Below are 16,424 nucleotides of genomic sequence, written 5' to 3'. Positions count from 1 at the left end.
GAAAAGGGCGGTACATGCTGTACCGTCCTTTTCGTTCATACAAGATCGAAGACAAGGAGTTTAACCAATGCAAGATGAGACGTATGTGGACGGATTACCAAATCCGATTGAAGCGGTTTTGTTCGATAAGGATGGGACATTACTTGATTTTACGGGCATGTGGGGGTTCTGGACCGATTGTGTGTTGAACGAGTTTAGAGACCAGCTAGCTAACCGGGGACTTCGTATCAATACAGATGAACTTCCGCAGATCTGGGGAACTTTCCACGATGACCAAGGCCGAATGAATGGGTATGACGTACGGGGGCCGCTGGCCATGGGCACAATGGATGAAGTGTACGCCGTACTGACGTGGCATGGATATCGTGCGGGTCTCAGCTGGGCGGAAGCCAAGATCATGGTTCGGGAGTGTTTGGCGCAAGCAGAGGAAGAGATGGAGAAACATCGTCCGGCACGTCCGTTACCGGGCGTTCGAGAATTCCTTGAACAGTGCCGTACCGAAGGCGTGGTTATGGGTGTCGTGACGGCAGATGATACACCTAGTGCAGTCAAGCACTTGCAGTGGATGGGGCTGGATTCCTTCTTTGACGTGGTGATTGGTACAGATCTGGTGGAGCGGGGGAAACCTTTTCCCGATATGCTTCTGCTTGCTTGTGAACGGTTAGGTGTATCTGTACAGCATACGGTGGTCATTGGGGATACGGACGGAGACATGGAGATGGCACGAACCGCTGGTGCGGGGTACAGGATTGGCATTGGAGAACCGGGGGAAATCCGCTTGGCGGATAGAACGATTCATTCTTTCCATGAATTGCTGAATGGTGGGCTTGGCCGATGACGAACAGTCATGCTTACTTGGGCTGGGTTCTGTTGGCTCTGGCCATCGGGCTGGAGCTGAGTGCTACTATTTTGCTAAAAGTATCCGATGGATTCTCACGGTTATGGCCTTCGATTATGATGTTTGTATGTTATGGCGCAAGCTTTACGTTTCTGAATTTTGCAGTGAAGTATATGCCGCTGGCTGTAGCCTATGCGATCTGGTCTGGGGTGGGCATCACGCTCATTGGCGTCGTAGGCCATTATTATTTCGGTGAACGTCTGCGGCTCACGTCGATGGTATGGATTGGTTTTATTCTGATTGGCATTATTGGACTGAAATGGAGTGATTCTTGATGAGAAATGAACATACACCTGAGCAACCTCTTGCTACTTTCCAAGTCATTACAGATACGCATGTACGGGACGAGGCAGACCATATTCATAATCGGCATCTGGACCAAGCATTAGCTGACATAGCTACATTTAGTCAGGGGAGCAGCGGAATCATGCATGTGGGTGATGTGACGGATCGGGGGTTGCCGAGTGAATATCGTGAGTTGCAACGCATATGGAAGCAACATGCGGAGAACTTGCCGGACATCCGTTACACGGTAGGTAACCATGATATTGGAGCCGTGGTATGGCAAGATCCGCCGATCGTTTTGCTTGAGATGAAAGAGGATGAAGTAGCCGAGTTGTTGGAGCAGGAAGCAGATATAGAGCTGCTCACAAAACAAACCGCTGCTGAATCAGCTGCACTAATTGAGAAACTATCCGGCGGGACCTATACGTTGTCTGCTGTAACTTCTGAGCAGGAGGTCCAAGACGGGGGACCGATCTCTTTAGGAGCAGACCCCATTACAGTCGCAGGGTTATGGCAGCGTCGATTAAGTGATTTTGAAGAGACAACAGGCATGAAGGGCGCATACCACGACCATTGGATTGATGGGTATCATTATATTTTCCTGGGCACCGAGCAACCTCATCCGAAGGATTGTGATATGTCGGCTGAACAGTTGGCGTGGCTGGATGCTAAATTAGCTGAGCGTGCAACACTAGATCATCCCATCTTCCTGTTCTTGCACCAGCCGCTTATGGATACGGTAGCGGGATCATTGAAGGAACAGGGATGGTATGGTGTGAATCAAGATGCGGAACTCAAGGCCGTTCTAGCCAAATACCCGCAAGCGATCCTCTTCTCAGGGCATACCCATTGGCAATTGGAGGCACAGCATACGATGTACGATGGTGCAGGCCACATGCCAACCATGTTCAATGCGTCGTCTGTAGGTTATCTCTGGACGGATCAGGATGAACATCTGGAAGGCAGTGAAGGACTTCATGTGGAGATTTATAAGGATCGAGTGGTTGTAAATGGGCGGAACTTTGTTACGGGCGAATGGATTGAGGGTGCTTCGTTTACGGTAAGTTATCCTGTAGAAGGGTAGTTAAATACAGTGCCTAGGGTGGTACCTAAAAAAGGCTACCAAAGTAGAACATACAGTAAGAATCTCGTTTAGAGAGAAAGAGTCACTCTTATGGGTGGCTCTTTAGTGATAATATGGTTCTGATTCCATACAAAACTAGTACTAGAATTAATTTATGGATTAGATTGTTTAGGTTCTGGTAGAATGTACCTTTGTTATCTGATTCCTGACATGTTGGATATGAGAGAATGGTAATATTAAATTCCTTTAAAAAGAGGAGGAAATTGTATTGGGTTTGGAAAAAATCGCAATGAGCTTGAGTGTGATCTCGTTTTATTTGTAGGTGAATAAGGACAGACAATTTAAATGAAGGGAGTAATTTTCCATGCAAAAGATCAACTGGACTTCATTTGGAAAATCGATGTTACCTTTGATTATACCCATGCTAGCAATCATTATCTTTCATGCATTTAATGTTTTCATAAAAGGTGCAGTTTTCTTTACAGAAGGATTCTATGGATTGGGACAAAAGCTAGGAAACTTTCTTGAACATTTTTTTAACGCAGTTTGAGAAGTAGTGCACAACTTCTTCGATAGTCCCCACGAGCACATTACCATAAGAGGTGGAACCTGCTAATGCCGCTAGACAGTGATTATAATTTGAAAGAGATAGCTATAAAAACAGGCTTAATAATTATACTTCCCGCAATTGCTTTTATACTTGCATCCTTAATTTTTGGGGGGTTAGGAGTAAAAGATGTAAATGAAGCATTTATAATATTGTTATTTCAATTGATATCTTACACGTGGTTTCTCGCTCTTAACAAAAGGTTTAGAAAATACATACGTGAGTCACTGTATTACAAAATAAATATGAGGATAGCCGCCCTTTATATCATAATTGGACTCGTAATATTTGGGTTAACCAGTATTTTCATACTAGGTTCGGGGATGGAATCCAACGAGAGTCAGAGAGAAATCTTTAACTTGGGCGCTCTGGACTCAATCATGACTTTTCAAAATATTTTTGTCATTTTAGCTATCTGTATCGGTATTCCCTTCTACGAGGAACTACTGTTTAGAGGGTTACTTTTCTCAACGCTTTCAAACAAATACGGAACATGGCTGTCCTTAGTGATCTCCTCAGTGATTTTCGGTTTGTTGCACGGTGATGTCTTTTTAGCTACTTCCATATTTGGACTCGTGTTGGGCTATATATTCTATAAAACGAAATCACTGCTGCCAGGGATGTTAATTCATATGATCTGGAACTCATTAAGTGTATTGTTAATGTAAGAATGTAGAAAGAAATTGATCGGATTTTGACAATAAAGTTCCACGTGAAACGTAGTGTGAGCACATAATTCTGGGTAAAGTTGTAAATGGGTGTTCGTACAAACTATACTCAAATAAGTACACATTAACTGATTAATCGCTAGTCTAACCTATTCATGGAGAGGAAGTAGAAGCGGCATGAGAGAACTTCAAGTTGCAACGAAGTACGGTACTGTTCAAGGCGAGCTTTTGCACGGTGCGAGCGTATGGAAGGGTATACCCTATGCTAAACCCCCAGTAGGCGAGTTACGTTTCCAGGCTCCGGTTCAACCCGAGACATGGGAGGGAATAAGACAGGCGACTCAATTTGGACCTGAGAATATACAACCTCGAAACCATCAACCAGAAGGTGTAACAGGAACCCCGAATGAGTCGGAAGACAGCCTATATCTGAACATCTGGGCACCTGAGGAAAAGGGGGCTGCACCACTACCGGTTATGGTATGGATTCACGGTGGTTCCTTTGTAGCCGGCTCCGGAAGTTTCCCTGTATATGATGGTACACAGCTGGCCCTTCGAGGTGACTTAATCGTCGTGACGATCAACTACCGACTTGGACCACTCGGATTCATGCATATGGCACCGCTTGGCGAATCATTTGCCACGAATGTTGGTCTGCTGGATCAGGTGGCTGCGCTGCAATGGGTGAAAGATAACATCTCTGCTTTTGGCGGTGATGCGAACCAAGTGACGGTATTCGGAGAATCGGCAGGCAGCATGAGTATCGCAGCGTTAATGGCTATGCCTGCCTCCAAGGGACTGTTCCAACGTGTCATTATGCAAAGTGGAGCTTCACAGTTCATGCCGGCAGAACAAGCATCTGCAGTACGTGAAGGCATGCTGAAGATTCTGGACGTAGAGCCAGGTGACCTACAGAAGCTAAAGACCATTCCGGCAGAGCAGATCATCGCAGCCGCAGAAACGATCAAACAGCAGAGCGGTGCAGGGATGGCCTTATTATTCCAGCCTGTACTGGATGGAGTAACTTTGCCTCAGACACCGCTTCAGGCGGTAAGCGAGGGTACCGCAAAGGGTATTCCTGTGCTAATTGGTACAACGTTGCATGAAGGTTCGCTGTTTATTCAGCCGCATATTCCGTATTCACCAGAGATCGATATGGTGCAAGCCGTTGACTTTATGACACCGGATCTGGAGAATCGTGCAGCTATTGCAGACAGCTATCCCAAAACGGCAGATGGTCAAGCGCAGGTCATGACCGATCTATATTTCTGGCGTTCTTCGGTACAATATGCGTCTGCACAGCAGCAACATGCGCCAGTGTGGATGTATCGTTTCGATTGGGTGATGCCAGAGCATCCGTTGCTTCATAAATCGGTTCACAGCCTTGAGATGTATTTTGTCTTTAATACACTGCCTGCATTGAAATATATGAATGCCGAGCCGGATGAGGCCGCAGCGGAACTGGCGCTCAAAGTACAGGATGCCTGGATTTCGTTTGCCAAGAACGGCAAACCTGAGGTTGCAGGTGTGAGCTGGCCTGAATATGAGCAGGATCGTGCGACCCTAATCTTCAACCATGAGATTGAAGTCGTACATGATCCGGATGCAGCCAAGCGAGAACTGTTGGGGTTATAATTCAGGTTGGCTGTTTTGTATAGATACTCTGAATAACTGTTATGAGTCCAATCAAAAGAGGACGTTCATTCTCGGAATGAACGTCTTCTTTTTGTAATCCGGCTGAAGAGTAAGCAGAACGTAAGCACCAGTTAGGAGGACATTATGCATTGCATTGTTACACTTTAAATATTATTTACGAGAGGCCCGCGTGCGGGACACCTCATCGAAGTAGAAGGAACGTTTTCCGCCGGAGAACAGCACGATCAAGATATGGACGAACAAGATGAAGGAAATCAGCATAGATAGACCAAACATTCCCACAGAGATCCATGCGCGATAGGGCTCAAGCATGACATCCGGATGACCGGAAAACGCATAATCGTTGACCAAGCGAATGATCGTAAATAGTAGCCATGGAACATAGAGTGCGATAAATCTTTTGAATAACGACTCACTGCTAGATGTGCCGGTCTGACGATCCACATAGCGGAATCGTAAGATGGCCGAGCCTGGAGTTACCCCATTTCGCACCCAAGGGATGAAGAACAGGACAATGACCATAGCAATGGATGTACTTAGTGCATCACTGATCGCATCAGACGCTGTGAAGATGGAGATTAGATTCGAAAGGAAGACAACAACGACGCCATCGATCATCAGTGCGAGCAATTGAGGCATAGTATACACACGGTTTTGCTCCACAATCTGTTCGCTCTTCGCCTGAATGCTTGCACGTGACGGGAATAAAGCAAGCAGGATGGGAGCTGTGACAAATCCAAGTACGGTTCCTGACGTATTCAACAACAGATCATCTACATCGAAGAGGCGGTAGGGACAATTATAATACCCGTAGAATCCGGTGATTTGAGTGATCTCGAAAAATAAGGAAAGCCCGAATCCGCCAAGCAGGGCATACGTCCAGAACGATCTTTTTTGAAAAAAATAACGGATGTATACACCCAGCGGCATGAGAAGCAGGACATTAAACAACACTTGCAAAAAGGCTCTGCCCTGAATCATTCCGATATAGGTGGATGGCTGGGACCATAAAATGGGAGTTTCTTTCATGATGTCTTTGACAAAAGTGAATGGAACCAGAGTGTAGTAGATCGTGTCAGCGGCTTGCTGCGCACAGGTATCTCGCGTGGTCGGAAACGGGAGAATGACGAGGCAATAGGCAGCCAGAATATAAAAGATAAAGGAAAAGCTGACGCCAAACCTTGACCAACTGAAGAAGCCGTCTTTGCGATACCCATAGATCAACCACGGCACCAGCAAAAACATGGCCGCGACGACAAAGATCAAAAAAGCCGTTTGCACAGGGAAAACATATGAAGACATGAGTGGGCACTCCTTTGGTAGTAAATATAGTAATTCTCATGGAGAAATAGAAGAGATTCATGTAATGTGTAGCGCGTATCCAATAGTTACATCATAAGTAGTTACCCTTAAAGTGAGGGATGCATGAACCTTAAATTTGGTTTAAATCCATTCATGCAGTGACCAAGCGTATGGAACATACCCCCGAAATCCCGTATACTTGCGGGAAAGCCAATTGTAGAATGGAGAGTTTAATACATATGTCTAATTTGCCTAACTGCCCGAAATGTAATTCTGAGTACACGTACGAGGATGGTAACCTGCTGGTCTGCCCAGAGTGTGCGCATGAATGGTCTTTGGAAGCAGACAATGAGAACGCAGAGGATACAAAAGTAATCCGTGATGCCAACGGAAATGTGCTAAATGATGGCGATACCGTTACGGTCATTAAAGATCTGAAGGTAAAAGGTAGCTCTCTTGTGGTCAAACAGGGCACCAAGGTGAAGAATATCCGCCTGATTGATGGGGATCATGATATTGATTGCAAGATCGACAGCTTGGGTGCGATGAAGTTGAAGTCTGAGTTTGTGAAAAAGATATAAGATCGAGAAACGTTCAGTCCCGCTTTCAAGGGGAATTGAACGTTTTTTTTGTTTGACAGGAAATATTTAGTAGTTATATACTGGTTGGAATTTATTTTTTTGAACATGGATGAGTAGTCTTCATATAAGAAAAGGCAGGTGTCAGAGCGATGAAGAGAGATCACATTATTGAATATTATTCCGGGTTTGATGAGTGGGGGAGACTGGAGCGGGAACCGATCGAGTTTATCATTAACATGCATTACATCAGGGAGCATCTCCCCGCTACGGGTTGTATTCTGGATAACGGCGCAGGACCGGGAAAGTATGCCATGGAACTGGCGAAGCTGGGGTACCAACTCACTTTATCTGATCTGACACCGTCCTCCGTGGATACTGCACGGGAAAAGGCTCAGGAGTTCGGTCTGACACAGCAATTCGATAGATTTCATATTCTTGATGCCACTTCGCTCTCCGGTATGGCTGACGAGACGTACGATGCGTCCCTCATGCTGGGGCCGTTATATCATCTGCAGACCGACGAAGAGCGCACGGCTGCTGTAAGAGAGTTGTATCGTGTAACCAAGCGGGGAGGCGTGGTGTTTGTAGCGATGCAAAGCCGAATGCGCATGAGTATCAATTCGCTGCAATCCCCAAAGAACTGGAAACCGAATGATCACATGGCAGCAATCCGTTCTTTTGTAGAAAAAGGTATATTCGATCATCAGGATCACGGAAGATTTACGGGTGCTTATTACTTTAATATTCAGGACATTACACCGTTCATGGAACAGCACAACTTCGAAACTGTCGATTTGATTGGGTCATCGAGCCTTAGAGCCATGCTCACGGATGAGCAGCAGCAATACTGGAAAGAGCGTGGCGAGTATGATGAACTCATGCAATATATGATTGAAGCTGCCAAAGACCCTTCCATATTGGGAATCTCGTCGCACCTGCTGTACATTGGGAGGAAGAAATAATGGATTTACAAGCAATGCTCTAAAAAATGTATGTAATTTAGAATGTCAGCCCATGAAATACTGTTTGCACATGATATAATATTTGTATCTAATGGTCTGGAGGTGTCACTATGCAATGGAAGGAAGTTCAGGAGCGATTCCCTAATGAATGGGTCGTTTTTGAGGCAACCAAGGCGTACTCTAGAGAAGGCCAGCGTTATATCGAAGAGATGGCAGTGATTGATTCATTTGATGATTCTACAAAGGCTTTAAAACGTTATGGTGAATTACATCAGGAAGATCCCAGACGGGAATACTGCTTCTTTCACACTTCACGTCCAAAGGTTGTTGCAAGAGAACGATATGTTGGCATAAGAGGTCTCCGATGAAAATTTCAGAGATTTACGGTCTACCCTTTATAAGCATAAAGCTTGAGTTCAGAGGAGAAGTACTTCATTTAGAAAAGGTCCTTTTGGATACCGGATCAGCTAGTACGTTGTTAAATGCAGATACAGTTCGAGAAGTAGGGATGGTTCCTGAAGAGGATGATCTCGTTGATATTATTAGAGGCGTAGGAGGTATAGAGTATGTTTATACCAAGTCGCTGGATTCTATAACTGTGGATGGAACAACGCTCAATAACTTTCAGATTGAAATAGGAAATATGGATTATGGTTTGGAGATTGACGGAATTTTGGGATTCAATTTTATGAAACAGGCCGGTGTTGTAATTAATGCCAACTTCATGGAACTTAGTATAGACAAGCCATAATTATAGAAAATAATCATAAAAGTGCCCTCTGGAAACAGAGGGTACTTGTGTTTTTCACAAAAATAGTTCAATATTAAGATACATAACAAAAGGTGATCTACTTACAATAGGTTAGATGAACAACGGATCGCTTCATACCAGGGAGGAACAGACAATGGAAATCGGAATTAGTACATTTGTGGAGACGAACCCGGATGTAAAAACAGGAGAGCTTATCAGTCATGCGCAGCGCATTCGCGATGTTGTTGAAGAGATTGTTTTGGCAGATCAGGTGGGGCTGGATGTATACGGCGTGGGGGAGCATCATCGTGCTGACTACGCTGCTTCATCACCAGCTGTCATTCTGGCGGCCGCAGCTTCACAGACCAATAATATTCGCCTGACGAGTGCGGTAACGGTGCTGTCATCACATGATCCGGTACGGGTATATCAGGATTTTGCGACACTGGACGGCATTTCGAACGGACGTGCAGAGATTATGGCAGGGCGGGGATCATTTATCGAATCGTTCCCACTGTTCGGCTATGATCTGAACGACTACGATGAGTTATTCGACGAGAAACTGGATTTGCTGCTCAAGCTGCGTGATTCGGAAAAGGTAACCTGGGAAGGCAAACACCGCCCTTCCTTTAACAATCTGGGCATCTACCCACGCCCGGTACAGGAAAAACTTCCGGTATGGATTGGCAGTGGCGGTAATCAGGAATCCGTCGTTCGTGCAGGGCTGCTTGGTTTGCCACTGGTGCTTGCCATTATTGGTGGCCGTCCGGTACAATTCGCACCACTGGTGGAACTGTACAAGAAAGCAGCTGCACATGCAGGACATGATGCTTCCAAGCTGACCGTTGCTTCTCACTCTCACGGCTTTATTGCCGATACAACAGACGAAGCTGTGGAGAAATTCTTCCCGCCAGCTCAAGCGGTCATGAACATATTGGGCCGTGAACGTGGTTGGGGACACTACAGCCGTGCGACATTTGATGCGGCGCGTAGCCTTGAGGGTGCTTTGTACGTGGGAGATGTGGATACGGTGGCTCAGAAGATTATCTATCTGCGCAAAGAAGTCGGGATCACCCGCTTCATGTTACACACTCCACTCGGCACCATGCCGCATAACGAGGTTATGAGAGCAATCGAACTGCTCGGTAAAGAAGTCGCTCCAATCGTGCGCAAGGAAATTGCACGTTGGGAAGCGGAGAACCAAGAGACACTTTAATCGACTGAAGGTCGATACGGAACTATAATAGAGCGAACAAAGAAGAAAAGGAGCATGCCCTAAGCGTATTACGCCAATGGGTCTGCTCCTTTTTCGTTTATCTTCTAAAAGTATCTAAAACACCACAGATGTAATGCTTATCCATTCGCAGATGTACTCACAAGGGAGTGTATAACCATCGACAACGTATGATCATAGAGGGTTTTGGCAGCTTCTTCGCTCTCAATATGGCCTCCCAAGTACAGATGAATAACACCGTGTAAGGGAGCCCAGATCATCCTAACCGCAAGCAGGGGATCTTGCACCTGAATCATTCCCTGTTCAATCGCTATTTCCACCAAGGCAGATACTTGCTTCAGTGCAGTCGCTGTTCCCTGCAAGGTCTCTCCGTCCGGTTTGAATTCGGAAAACGACCCTCCAAACATCAGCTGATAGAAGCTGGATTGAGAAATGCCGAAGTCCCAGTAGACGTAGGCCAGATCACGGAAATATTGTTCGAACGATGCCTGCCGGGGTATAACTTCAAAACGCTGGGCCATGAGGGAACATCCTTCTAAATACAGATGTTTGGCTAACCCTTCTTTTTTACCGAAAAGATTATATATGATTTTGGTGGAGCACTCCATACGTTCAGCTACACGGCGTACCGTGACGGCTTCTGGTCCGTGCTCTTGCAGTAAAGCAGCAGCAGCATGCACAATATTTTGCCGCAGATTATCCGAGTGCTGGAGTCTGGCTTCCTGAAAGGTAGTTACCGTATGTGCAGATTCCGTGGAACCCGAATTAAGATCCTTCATTGATTTCATCCTCGTAACCGTATTGTTGTTGAACAGAAACTACGTTTCCTTTTCTTATGGTCATTCTACTGTTTTACGCCGGATAACGTCAATTTAATCCGAATGAAGAAAGTAAGCACCATTATCTAAATGCAAAATCAACAGATACAATTTGACAGATCCATGGAATCTGGTTACGATGATTCTATACAGAAACAATGTTTCTGTATGGAAACAAGTGTTAAAATCACAATTAGAGGATGGATGAGAGATGATAAAGGGTCAGCATCAATGGGTACTTATTACAGGTGCTTCTTCAGGTATTGGGGAAGTTTTTGCACTCGAAATGGCTTCCAAGGGTAAAAATATCGTGCTGGTGGCCAGAACAGAGTCCAAACTGAATCAATTGGCAGAACGTATAGAACGTACATATCAAGTAAGGGCTGAGGTAATCGTATCGGATCTTTCCGAAGTAGAGGCACCTCAGAACGTATATGAGGAATGTCGGAATCGGGGAATACACATCGATATGCTGATCAACAATGCGGGATTCGCTACCCATGGATGTTTTGAACAACTGGATGGTTCCCGGCAGCAGGAGGAGATCATGTTGAACGTGCTCGCTTTGACGAACATGACGCATCTTTTCTTGCCAGGCATGTTGCAGAAGAAACATGGTGCTGTCATTAATGTGTCTTCGACCGCTGCCTTTCAACCTGATCCGTATATGGCTGTGTATGGAGCAACGAAGGCATTTGTACTTTCTTTTACAGAGGCGTTATATGAAGAAAACAGGAAGCGTGGCGTTCAGTTTTTGGCACTATGCCCAGGCTCAACCGAGACTTCGTTCTTTGATGTAGTGGGTGCTGATGAAGCCTCGGTGGGCAAACGTGATACACCTGAGCATGTCGTGGCCGTAGCCATGAGGGCACTGGAGTCAGGCAAACCTTATGCTGTGCCGGGGGCCAGGAATTATTGGACAGCACAGTTCACCCGCCTCATACCACGCAAGTCCATGTTGCGAATCGTAGGAAGTATGCTCCGTCCACGTTCCGAGGGTATTAAACCAGAAAAAGTACAAGCCTGATTAGGGGTATAGGGTGAAAGCTTTAGGCCAAAATGCCTTTGGCCCGAGCTTCCTTTATCCAGTCTGGAAATTCAGTAAGGAGACGATCGTACAATTCTTCATCGCTGATCTTGGAGATGTCGTCCAATGCAAAAAAGTCAGCATTATCGATGAAACGTCCAGTCATATCATCAAGATTCTCCAGAATACCGTAATTGGCTTGTCCCAGGCCGACGAATTGCCAGAACAGGTTTTTGGTTGAGCTTTCGGTAATAAGCCGCATAATTTTCCCTTTTTGACTGACTCCGCCATCGCTAAAAAAGATAATATACGTTGGGATCTTCACATTAGGTTCCTCGATTGTGTATTTACGAATGACATCCTGCATCACAGGAGGTTCATTGTTGGTACCGCCTTTGCTTCCCAGCGTATATGTGCGTTCAATATAATTCTCGAAATCCCTGGCGGTGACGCTAGGTGCACGCAAGAAGTCTTTGGCGAAGAACCATACGTCCAACTCTCCGTTATCATCAAACGCTGATGCAATCGCCAGGATACGTTCGAAGGCTTCTTGCACGATGCCTTTGCGATACAGATGGTACATGGAGCCTGATGCGTCAAATACGACGGCAACACGTGCCTGTATAGGTTCAATCTTTTTCTTTTGGAGAGACAGGGTTACTTTACGTTTGAGGAGATCGATCTTGGTCAGGTTAAGCGGTGCATGATTCGTGTTCGGTGCAGCAACAGGTGTCGGGGCTTCTAAAGAGGCGGCTGCAACTTCAGCACGTGCCGTGTTAAGAACCTGTTCGGCTTCCGAGGTGTCGTTACTCTCAATTTCAACACCGAATGACTCTGCCAATGGCTGCAATCCACCAAAGAAACCTCGTCCAATCGCACGAACTTTGAATCCGTCACGATACTTGTAGATTTCAATGAAAATAAGCGCTGTTTCCGCAGTGACCTGCGTGATCTCATAGGTGATTTGCTGGGAACCAGCCCGTACAATCGCCTGACATGCCTGAACATCGGCGAATGTGCCTCCCGCATCCAGAGTAGCCGTAAACACACATTTTTCTACAGGAGCCTGCCGTAATTGATTCGTATCCAGTACAAAAGAGGATTTCAGTTCCTCTGCCTGTTGCAGAAGTACACTTTGATGGGGATCAGCCTTCTGATTATAAAATACAAAATAGTCGTCGGATGGGACCTTTCCCTCTTCGTTGACCATAAAGCAGCTAACATCCAAGGGAGAAGGAGATGATGTACTCTGAATGGTTACCTGAAGTTGGGCGGATTCGTTGATGCTAATATTCTGGCCTGTGTATAAATGGACGAGCGAATCTGTCATAATCGGATGCGCCTCTCTTCTCCAATATAATGGTTGAAAATGTACAGTAACAAGATCGATTCTGAGACAAATGTTTCCATAAGTCAACGGGTAGATGACAGATCCAATCGGTGAGTCTATATTACAGTGCCCTCGGTTTTCTAAGCCTGTTCTGACTCGTACTTTTCCCGATGCTCCTTCTTCATTTTTACATAGTCTGGATCGGTCTTCGCAATCTCCCATTGTGCTTTGAAAATAGCCGCGGCTTCTGCCTTCACCTTATCATTCTGATAGGGCAAGATTGAACCATCCTCCTTCGAATATTTGCGTCCTCCTTTGTGATTCGTATATCGTCTGGCCCGTGTATAGCCCATCTGGAGGAATTTACGAGCCATATCCATACCCACGAAATCTCCCTTTTTCTTATACTCCAAAAATAGCTCATAGATCTTCTTGGATGACTCTGTCGCAATCTCGGGTGTCTTGAACCGCCAGTGTGGCAGAATCTCGCCTTTGTATGGCTCTACCATCAGAACACCCTGCTCTCCCCGGCCTACGGTGTACAGCTCAGGATGTTTGCGCAGATCTAGCTCTCCATAATTGAGACTGTAATCAAATTTTTTCATGTATACGCCCTCCTTGATAGGGATTACCCCGATTCTGATCCAACATGCACGGTTAATGGGGAACAATAGAACGAATTACACAGGAGGGATACGGTATGGGAATGTCCGGCAGATATCTTGTGGTAACGAAAGAGCTCATGGAATCCATCAAGTCAGGCGAGGTTAGTGTGCATGATTGTGCGGTGGATCTGGATATTGATAAAACGTGGCAGATGCTGCAGTTCACGCTAAACGGTAACCTGGTACAGGGAGAGCCGCCTCTCGGTTATGTGGTGCCGCTCGCAGGTGAGCAGTACTTGGGAAACTATTCGGACATGGATCTGTTTTTGCTTAGTAATGAGCAGGTGCTGGAGGCCTACATGGCACTGGAGCAGCTCACACCTGGAGAGTTAAAGCAACGGTACAGTCTGGACCAGATGATCACTGAAGGCGTCTATCCTGTCATGGAAGATTGGGATGCGGAAGAGACCTTTCAGGAGATCGTTCAGACCGTGGATGATATCCAGGCTTTATTTCAGGCAACGGCTGCAAGTGGAAACGGGATCGTCTTTTATGTTTTCTAAGTGAGCACTGAAATGATGATGGAAAATGGTTAACCGCCGCTGAGGCAGGTTTGAACTTCGCCTATTCGGGTTATTGATAGACACAAGGCTCAGGCCTTGATGACATGACAATCCGGTAGAAGAGAGGGAATGCGATATGACACAGGATCAGAATGAAGAGAACAAAGCGATTCAAGAAGACGAGCCGGATCAATTCGAAACTCCCGTAACTGCGGAAGATGAAGAATCTGATGAAGATCAGGCAGAAGGTAAGGAGCAAGAATAACTCCCAGCGTTGCATAATGAAGCAGGATGTTTTATCGAAACTTACGATATGCTGAAATATAGATAGACCAGAGGTCGGACATGTTCCGGCCTTTTGGTTTATTTTTTGCGTATCCGTTTACAAGAATTACCTGTACCTTCATAATGGGAATGAACCATATTTTTCTAAGGAGGAGATCATATTACGAATCGAAAGTTAGTCCAATGGATGGCAGTGCCACTTGTATTATTAATGGTTGTTCTTACAGGATGTCAGGCTGTGGGTGGAGTAGATGTTGGCAAAGCCATGGCAAATGGCGCGAGTATCAAGTCCGGTGAATCCAGACAATCCATGAATATAAACATAGAACCGGCTACGGAATTTGCGACAGAGAAAGACCTTGAAATGATTGAACTTATTAATTCCATATCCCTGGATATTGATCAAGCCAAAATGAAAGATGCGAAGACAGCATCGATTAAAGGTACACTGAGCATGGAGGGAACGAAGCTACCTTTCCACCTGTCCATGAATGAGTCCCAATTGGTCATTGATCTGGATGGAGCCCAGAAACCGCTGTACATATCTCTGGATACGTTCCAAGATGCACAAGCGCTTCCGATGGTAGATACGAAAGCTCTGGAGAAGCAACTCGAGGAACTTTCCCCGAAACTGTTCTCTTTTGTCCTGAAACATCTGTCCAATCCGAAGAACATCTCCGTGACACCCGTACAGGAATCCGTGAATGGCGAAGCACTTAGCCTCTCCAAGCTGCATTTGGAAGTTAGTGGTGAAGAGATGCTTGCCATGGTTAAACCATTCCTGACGAGTATTTCGAAGGATGAGCAAGGACTGAAAGAGCTGATTGGCGATCTGTATGATGTGTTCTACCCTGTATTGGAAGCTGTGAATGAGGTTGAAGGCGGGGGAGACGAAACGCTGAATTCCATCGTTCCTGAATCGAAAGATGAAGCTGTTGCGTCATTGTATGCGATCATCAAAGTGGGACTGGACAGCATGCTGGTCAATTATGATCAGGAGCTGAACAACCTGTTGAATGAGACTCCTGAATTCAAAACGGTATTTGGCACAGAAACCAAACTGAAATTGGATTTCTATCTCGACAGCAAGCTGGACGTTCGCAAGCAAAACTTTGAACTGAAAGTGGCGTTGCCTGCTTCCGAAGATCTGCCGCTGAACTCCGTAACCGTAAGTGGAGACAGTGAACAGTGGAATATCGGTGGTACGGTTGCAGTCGATGAAGTAGATGTATCCGGTGGCGTTATGGATCTGATGAAGGATGATATTACGCCTGGTCAGATGCTGCGCAATTTTGATTCCAATTCACTGGCATATCAATTGCTGAAAGATGAAGCTGGAATCACGAGTAAAAGTGTAGTGCTCTTCCCGGATGATGAATACGCTGGAGCGATCACCGTTAAGAATACAACATTTGTTCCGCTTCGTTACGTGTCTGAAGAATTGGATGCTGAAGTGAAATGGACCAAAGGCTCGAACCAGATCGTTGTCATTGATGACATCACTGGTGATGAGATTGTACTGACTGTAGGATCCAAGAAAGCAACGGTTGCTGGTAAAGAAGTGACTATGGTGGAATCCGCTTATGTAGGCAAAGACGGCAAGACGTATGTGCCGCTGCGCTTTATGGCTGAATCCCTTGGAGCTACTGTAGATAAAGAACAAGAAACAGGCTGGATTTACATTGACCGTCCTTAAGTGAGACGTTATAAGTGATCCTTAGTAAGAGAGGGGATTTCAGAGTATGCCAGATTTCTCGTAATGATCGTG

19 protein-coding genes are annotated in these 16,424 nt (G+C 45.7%); 15 read left to right on the top strand and 4 right to left on the bottom strand.

Annotated elements, in window-relative coordinates; translation table 11 throughout:
* The first annotated feature begins 67 nt into the window (after positions 1–67).
* The 6 genes from NYE45_RS29365 (at position 68) to NYE45_RS29340 (ending at position 5,177) form a co-directional block, all read left to right on the top strand.
* On the top strand, positions 68–838 hold the full coding sequence (locus NYE45_RS29365; protein ID WP_340014997.1) for an HAD family hydrolase: 771 nt from the start codon (positions 68–70) through the stop codon (positions 836–838).
* Positions 835–1,173 carry a multidrug efflux SMR transporter gene (locus NYE45_RS29360; RefSeq protein WP_062836644.1) on the top strand — a complete coding sequence of 113 codons (339 nt, stop codon included), beginning with the start codon at positions 835–837 and terminating at the stop codon, positions 1,171–1,173. Before NYE45_RS29365 ends, NYE45_RS29360 begins: the two co-directional genes overlap by 4 nt.
* Entirely contained in the window at positions 1,173–2,267 is a 1,095-nt protein-coding gene (locus tag NYE45_RS29355; RefSeq protein WP_340014996.1) for a metallophosphoesterase family protein, read from the top strand. The genes NYE45_RS29360 and NYE45_RS29355 overlap by 1 nt, the downstream gene beginning before the upstream one ends.
* A gap of 364 nt (positions 2,268–2,631) precedes the next feature.
* Positions 2,632–2,817, top strand: coding sequence for a hypothetical protein (locus NYE45_RS29350; RefSeq protein WP_340014995.1), 186 nt, complete (start codon positions 2,632–2,634; stop codon positions 2,815–2,817).
* Between the two features lie 65 nt (positions 2,818–2,882).
* The gene (locus tag NYE45_RS29345; RefSeq protein ID WP_340014994.1) at positions 2,883–3,542 is read left to right on the top strand and encodes a type II CAAX endopeptidase family protein; all 660 of its coding nucleotides are present in this window, start codon (positions 2,883–2,885) and stop codon (positions 3,540–3,542) included.
* 177 nt (positions 3,543–3,719) lie between these two features.
* Positions 3,720–5,177: a carboxylesterase/lipase family protein gene (locus NYE45_RS29340; RefSeq protein ID WP_340014993.1), complete on the top strand. Its 1,458-nt coding sequence runs from the start codon at positions 3,720–3,722 to the stop codon at positions 5,175–5,177.
* Between the two features lie 171 nt (positions 5,178–5,348).
* Here NYE45_RS29340 and NYE45_RS29335 read toward each other — a convergent pair whose 3' ends face one another.
* Positions 5,349–6,500 (bottom strand): VanZ family protein, encoded by a 1,152-nt coding sequence (locus NYE45_RS29335; protein WP_340014992.1) that lies wholly within the window; start codon positions 6,498–6,500, stop codon positions 5,349–5,351.
* A gap of 239 nt (positions 6,501–6,739) precedes the next feature.
* On the opposite strand from NYE45_RS29335, the gene NYE45_RS29330 reads away from it, so the two are divergent.
* The 5 genes from NYE45_RS29330 (at position 6,740) to NYE45_RS29310 (ending at position 10,010) form a co-directional block, all read left to right on the top strand.
* The gene (locus NYE45_RS29330; protein ID WP_062836648.1) at positions 6,740–7,081 is read left to right on the top strand and encodes a zinc ribbon domain-containing protein YjdM; all 342 of its coding nucleotides are present in this window, start codon (positions 6,740–6,742) and stop codon (positions 7,079–7,081) included.
* A 149-nt stretch (positions 7,082–7,230) separates the two neighbouring features.
* Positions 7,231–8,043, top strand: a complete 813-nt coding sequence (locus NYE45_RS29325) for a class I SAM-dependent methyltransferase (RefSeq protein WP_340014991.1) — start codon at positions 7,231–7,233, stop codon at positions 8,041–8,043.
* A gap of 110 nt (positions 8,044–8,153) precedes the next feature.
* Positions 8,154–8,411 carry a hypothetical protein gene (locus NYE45_RS29320; protein ID WP_340014990.1) on the top strand — a complete coding sequence of 86 codons (258 nt, stop codon included), beginning with the start codon at positions 8,154–8,156 and terminating at the stop codon, positions 8,409–8,411.
* Positions 8,408–8,794, top strand: coding sequence for a retropepsin-like aspartic protease (locus NYE45_RS29315; RefSeq protein WP_340014989.1), 387 nt, complete (start codon positions 8,408–8,410; stop codon positions 8,792–8,794). The genes NYE45_RS29320 and NYE45_RS29315 overlap by 4 nt, the downstream gene beginning before the upstream one ends.
* Positions 8,795–8,948: 154 nt before the next feature.
* Positions 8,949–10,010: an LLM class flavin-dependent oxidoreductase gene (locus NYE45_RS29310; protein ID WP_340014988.1), complete on the top strand. Its 1,062-nt coding sequence runs from the start codon at positions 8,949–8,951 to the stop codon at positions 10,008–10,010.
* A 137-nt stretch (positions 10,011–10,147) separates the two neighbouring features.
* Here the strand turns inward: NYE45_RS29310 and NYE45_RS29305 are convergent, their stop codons facing one another.
* Positions 10,148–10,807, bottom strand: a complete 660-nt coding sequence (locus tag NYE45_RS29305) for a TetR/AcrR family transcriptional regulator (RefSeq protein WP_340014987.1) — start codon at positions 10,805–10,807, stop codon at positions 10,148–10,150.
* A 250-nt stretch (positions 10,808–11,057) separates the two neighbouring features.
* Between NYE45_RS29305 and NYE45_RS29300 the strand changes: the two genes are divergently transcribed.
* Complete coding sequence (locus NYE45_RS29300; protein ID WP_340014986.1) at positions 11,058–11,873, top strand: SDR family oxidoreductase; 816 nt, start codon at positions 11,058–11,060, stop codon at positions 11,871–11,873.
* A 22-nt stretch (positions 11,874–11,895) separates the two neighbouring features.
* Here the strand turns inward: NYE45_RS29300 and NYE45_RS29295 are convergent, their stop codons facing one another.
* Together NYE45_RS29295 and NYE45_RS29290 are read right to left on the bottom strand one after the other, a co-directional pair.
* Complete coding sequence (locus NYE45_RS29295; protein ID WP_340014985.1) at positions 11,896–13,203, bottom strand: VWA domain-containing protein; 1,308 nt, start codon at positions 13,201–13,203, stop codon at positions 11,896–11,898.
* Between the two features lie 140 nt (positions 13,204–13,343).
* Positions 13,344–13,808, bottom strand: coding sequence for a DUF4385 domain-containing protein (locus NYE45_RS29290; protein ID WP_340014984.1), 465 nt, complete (start codon positions 13,806–13,808; stop codon positions 13,344–13,346).
* A 95-nt stretch (positions 13,809–13,903) separates the two neighbouring features.
* On the opposite strand from NYE45_RS29290, the gene NYE45_RS29285 reads away from it, so the two are divergent.
* The 3 genes from NYE45_RS29285 (at position 13,904) to NYE45_RS29275 (ending at position 16,352) form a co-directional block, all read left to right on the top strand.
* Positions 13,904–14,371 carry a DUF1877 family protein gene (locus tag NYE45_RS29285; protein WP_340014983.1) on the top strand — a complete coding sequence of 156 codons (468 nt, stop codon included), beginning with the start codon at positions 13,904–13,906 and terminating at the stop codon, positions 14,369–14,371.
* A 136-nt stretch (positions 14,372–14,507) separates the two neighbouring features.
* Positions 14,508–14,636 carry a hypothetical protein gene (locus tag NYE45_RS29280; protein WP_340014982.1) on the top strand — a complete coding sequence of 43 codons (129 nt, stop codon included), beginning with the start codon at positions 14,508–14,510 and terminating at the stop codon, positions 14,634–14,636.
* Positions 14,637–14,843: 207 nt separating this feature from the next.
* Entirely contained in the window at positions 14,844–16,352 is a 1,509-nt protein-coding gene (locus NYE45_RS29275; protein ID WP_340014981.1) for a copper amine oxidase N-terminal domain-containing protein, read from the top strand.
* The last annotated feature ends 72 nt before the right edge of the window (positions 16,353–16,424 follow it).

The organism is Paenibacillus sp. FSL K6-1318, from assembly GCF_037976905.1.
Classification (GTDB): domain Bacteria; phylum Bacillota; class Bacilli; order Paenibacillales; family Paenibacillaceae; genus Paenibacillus; species Paenibacillus amylolyticus_A.
Note: the sequence above shows the minus strand (reverse complement) of the source record. Positions and strands in the feature narration are given on the sequence as shown.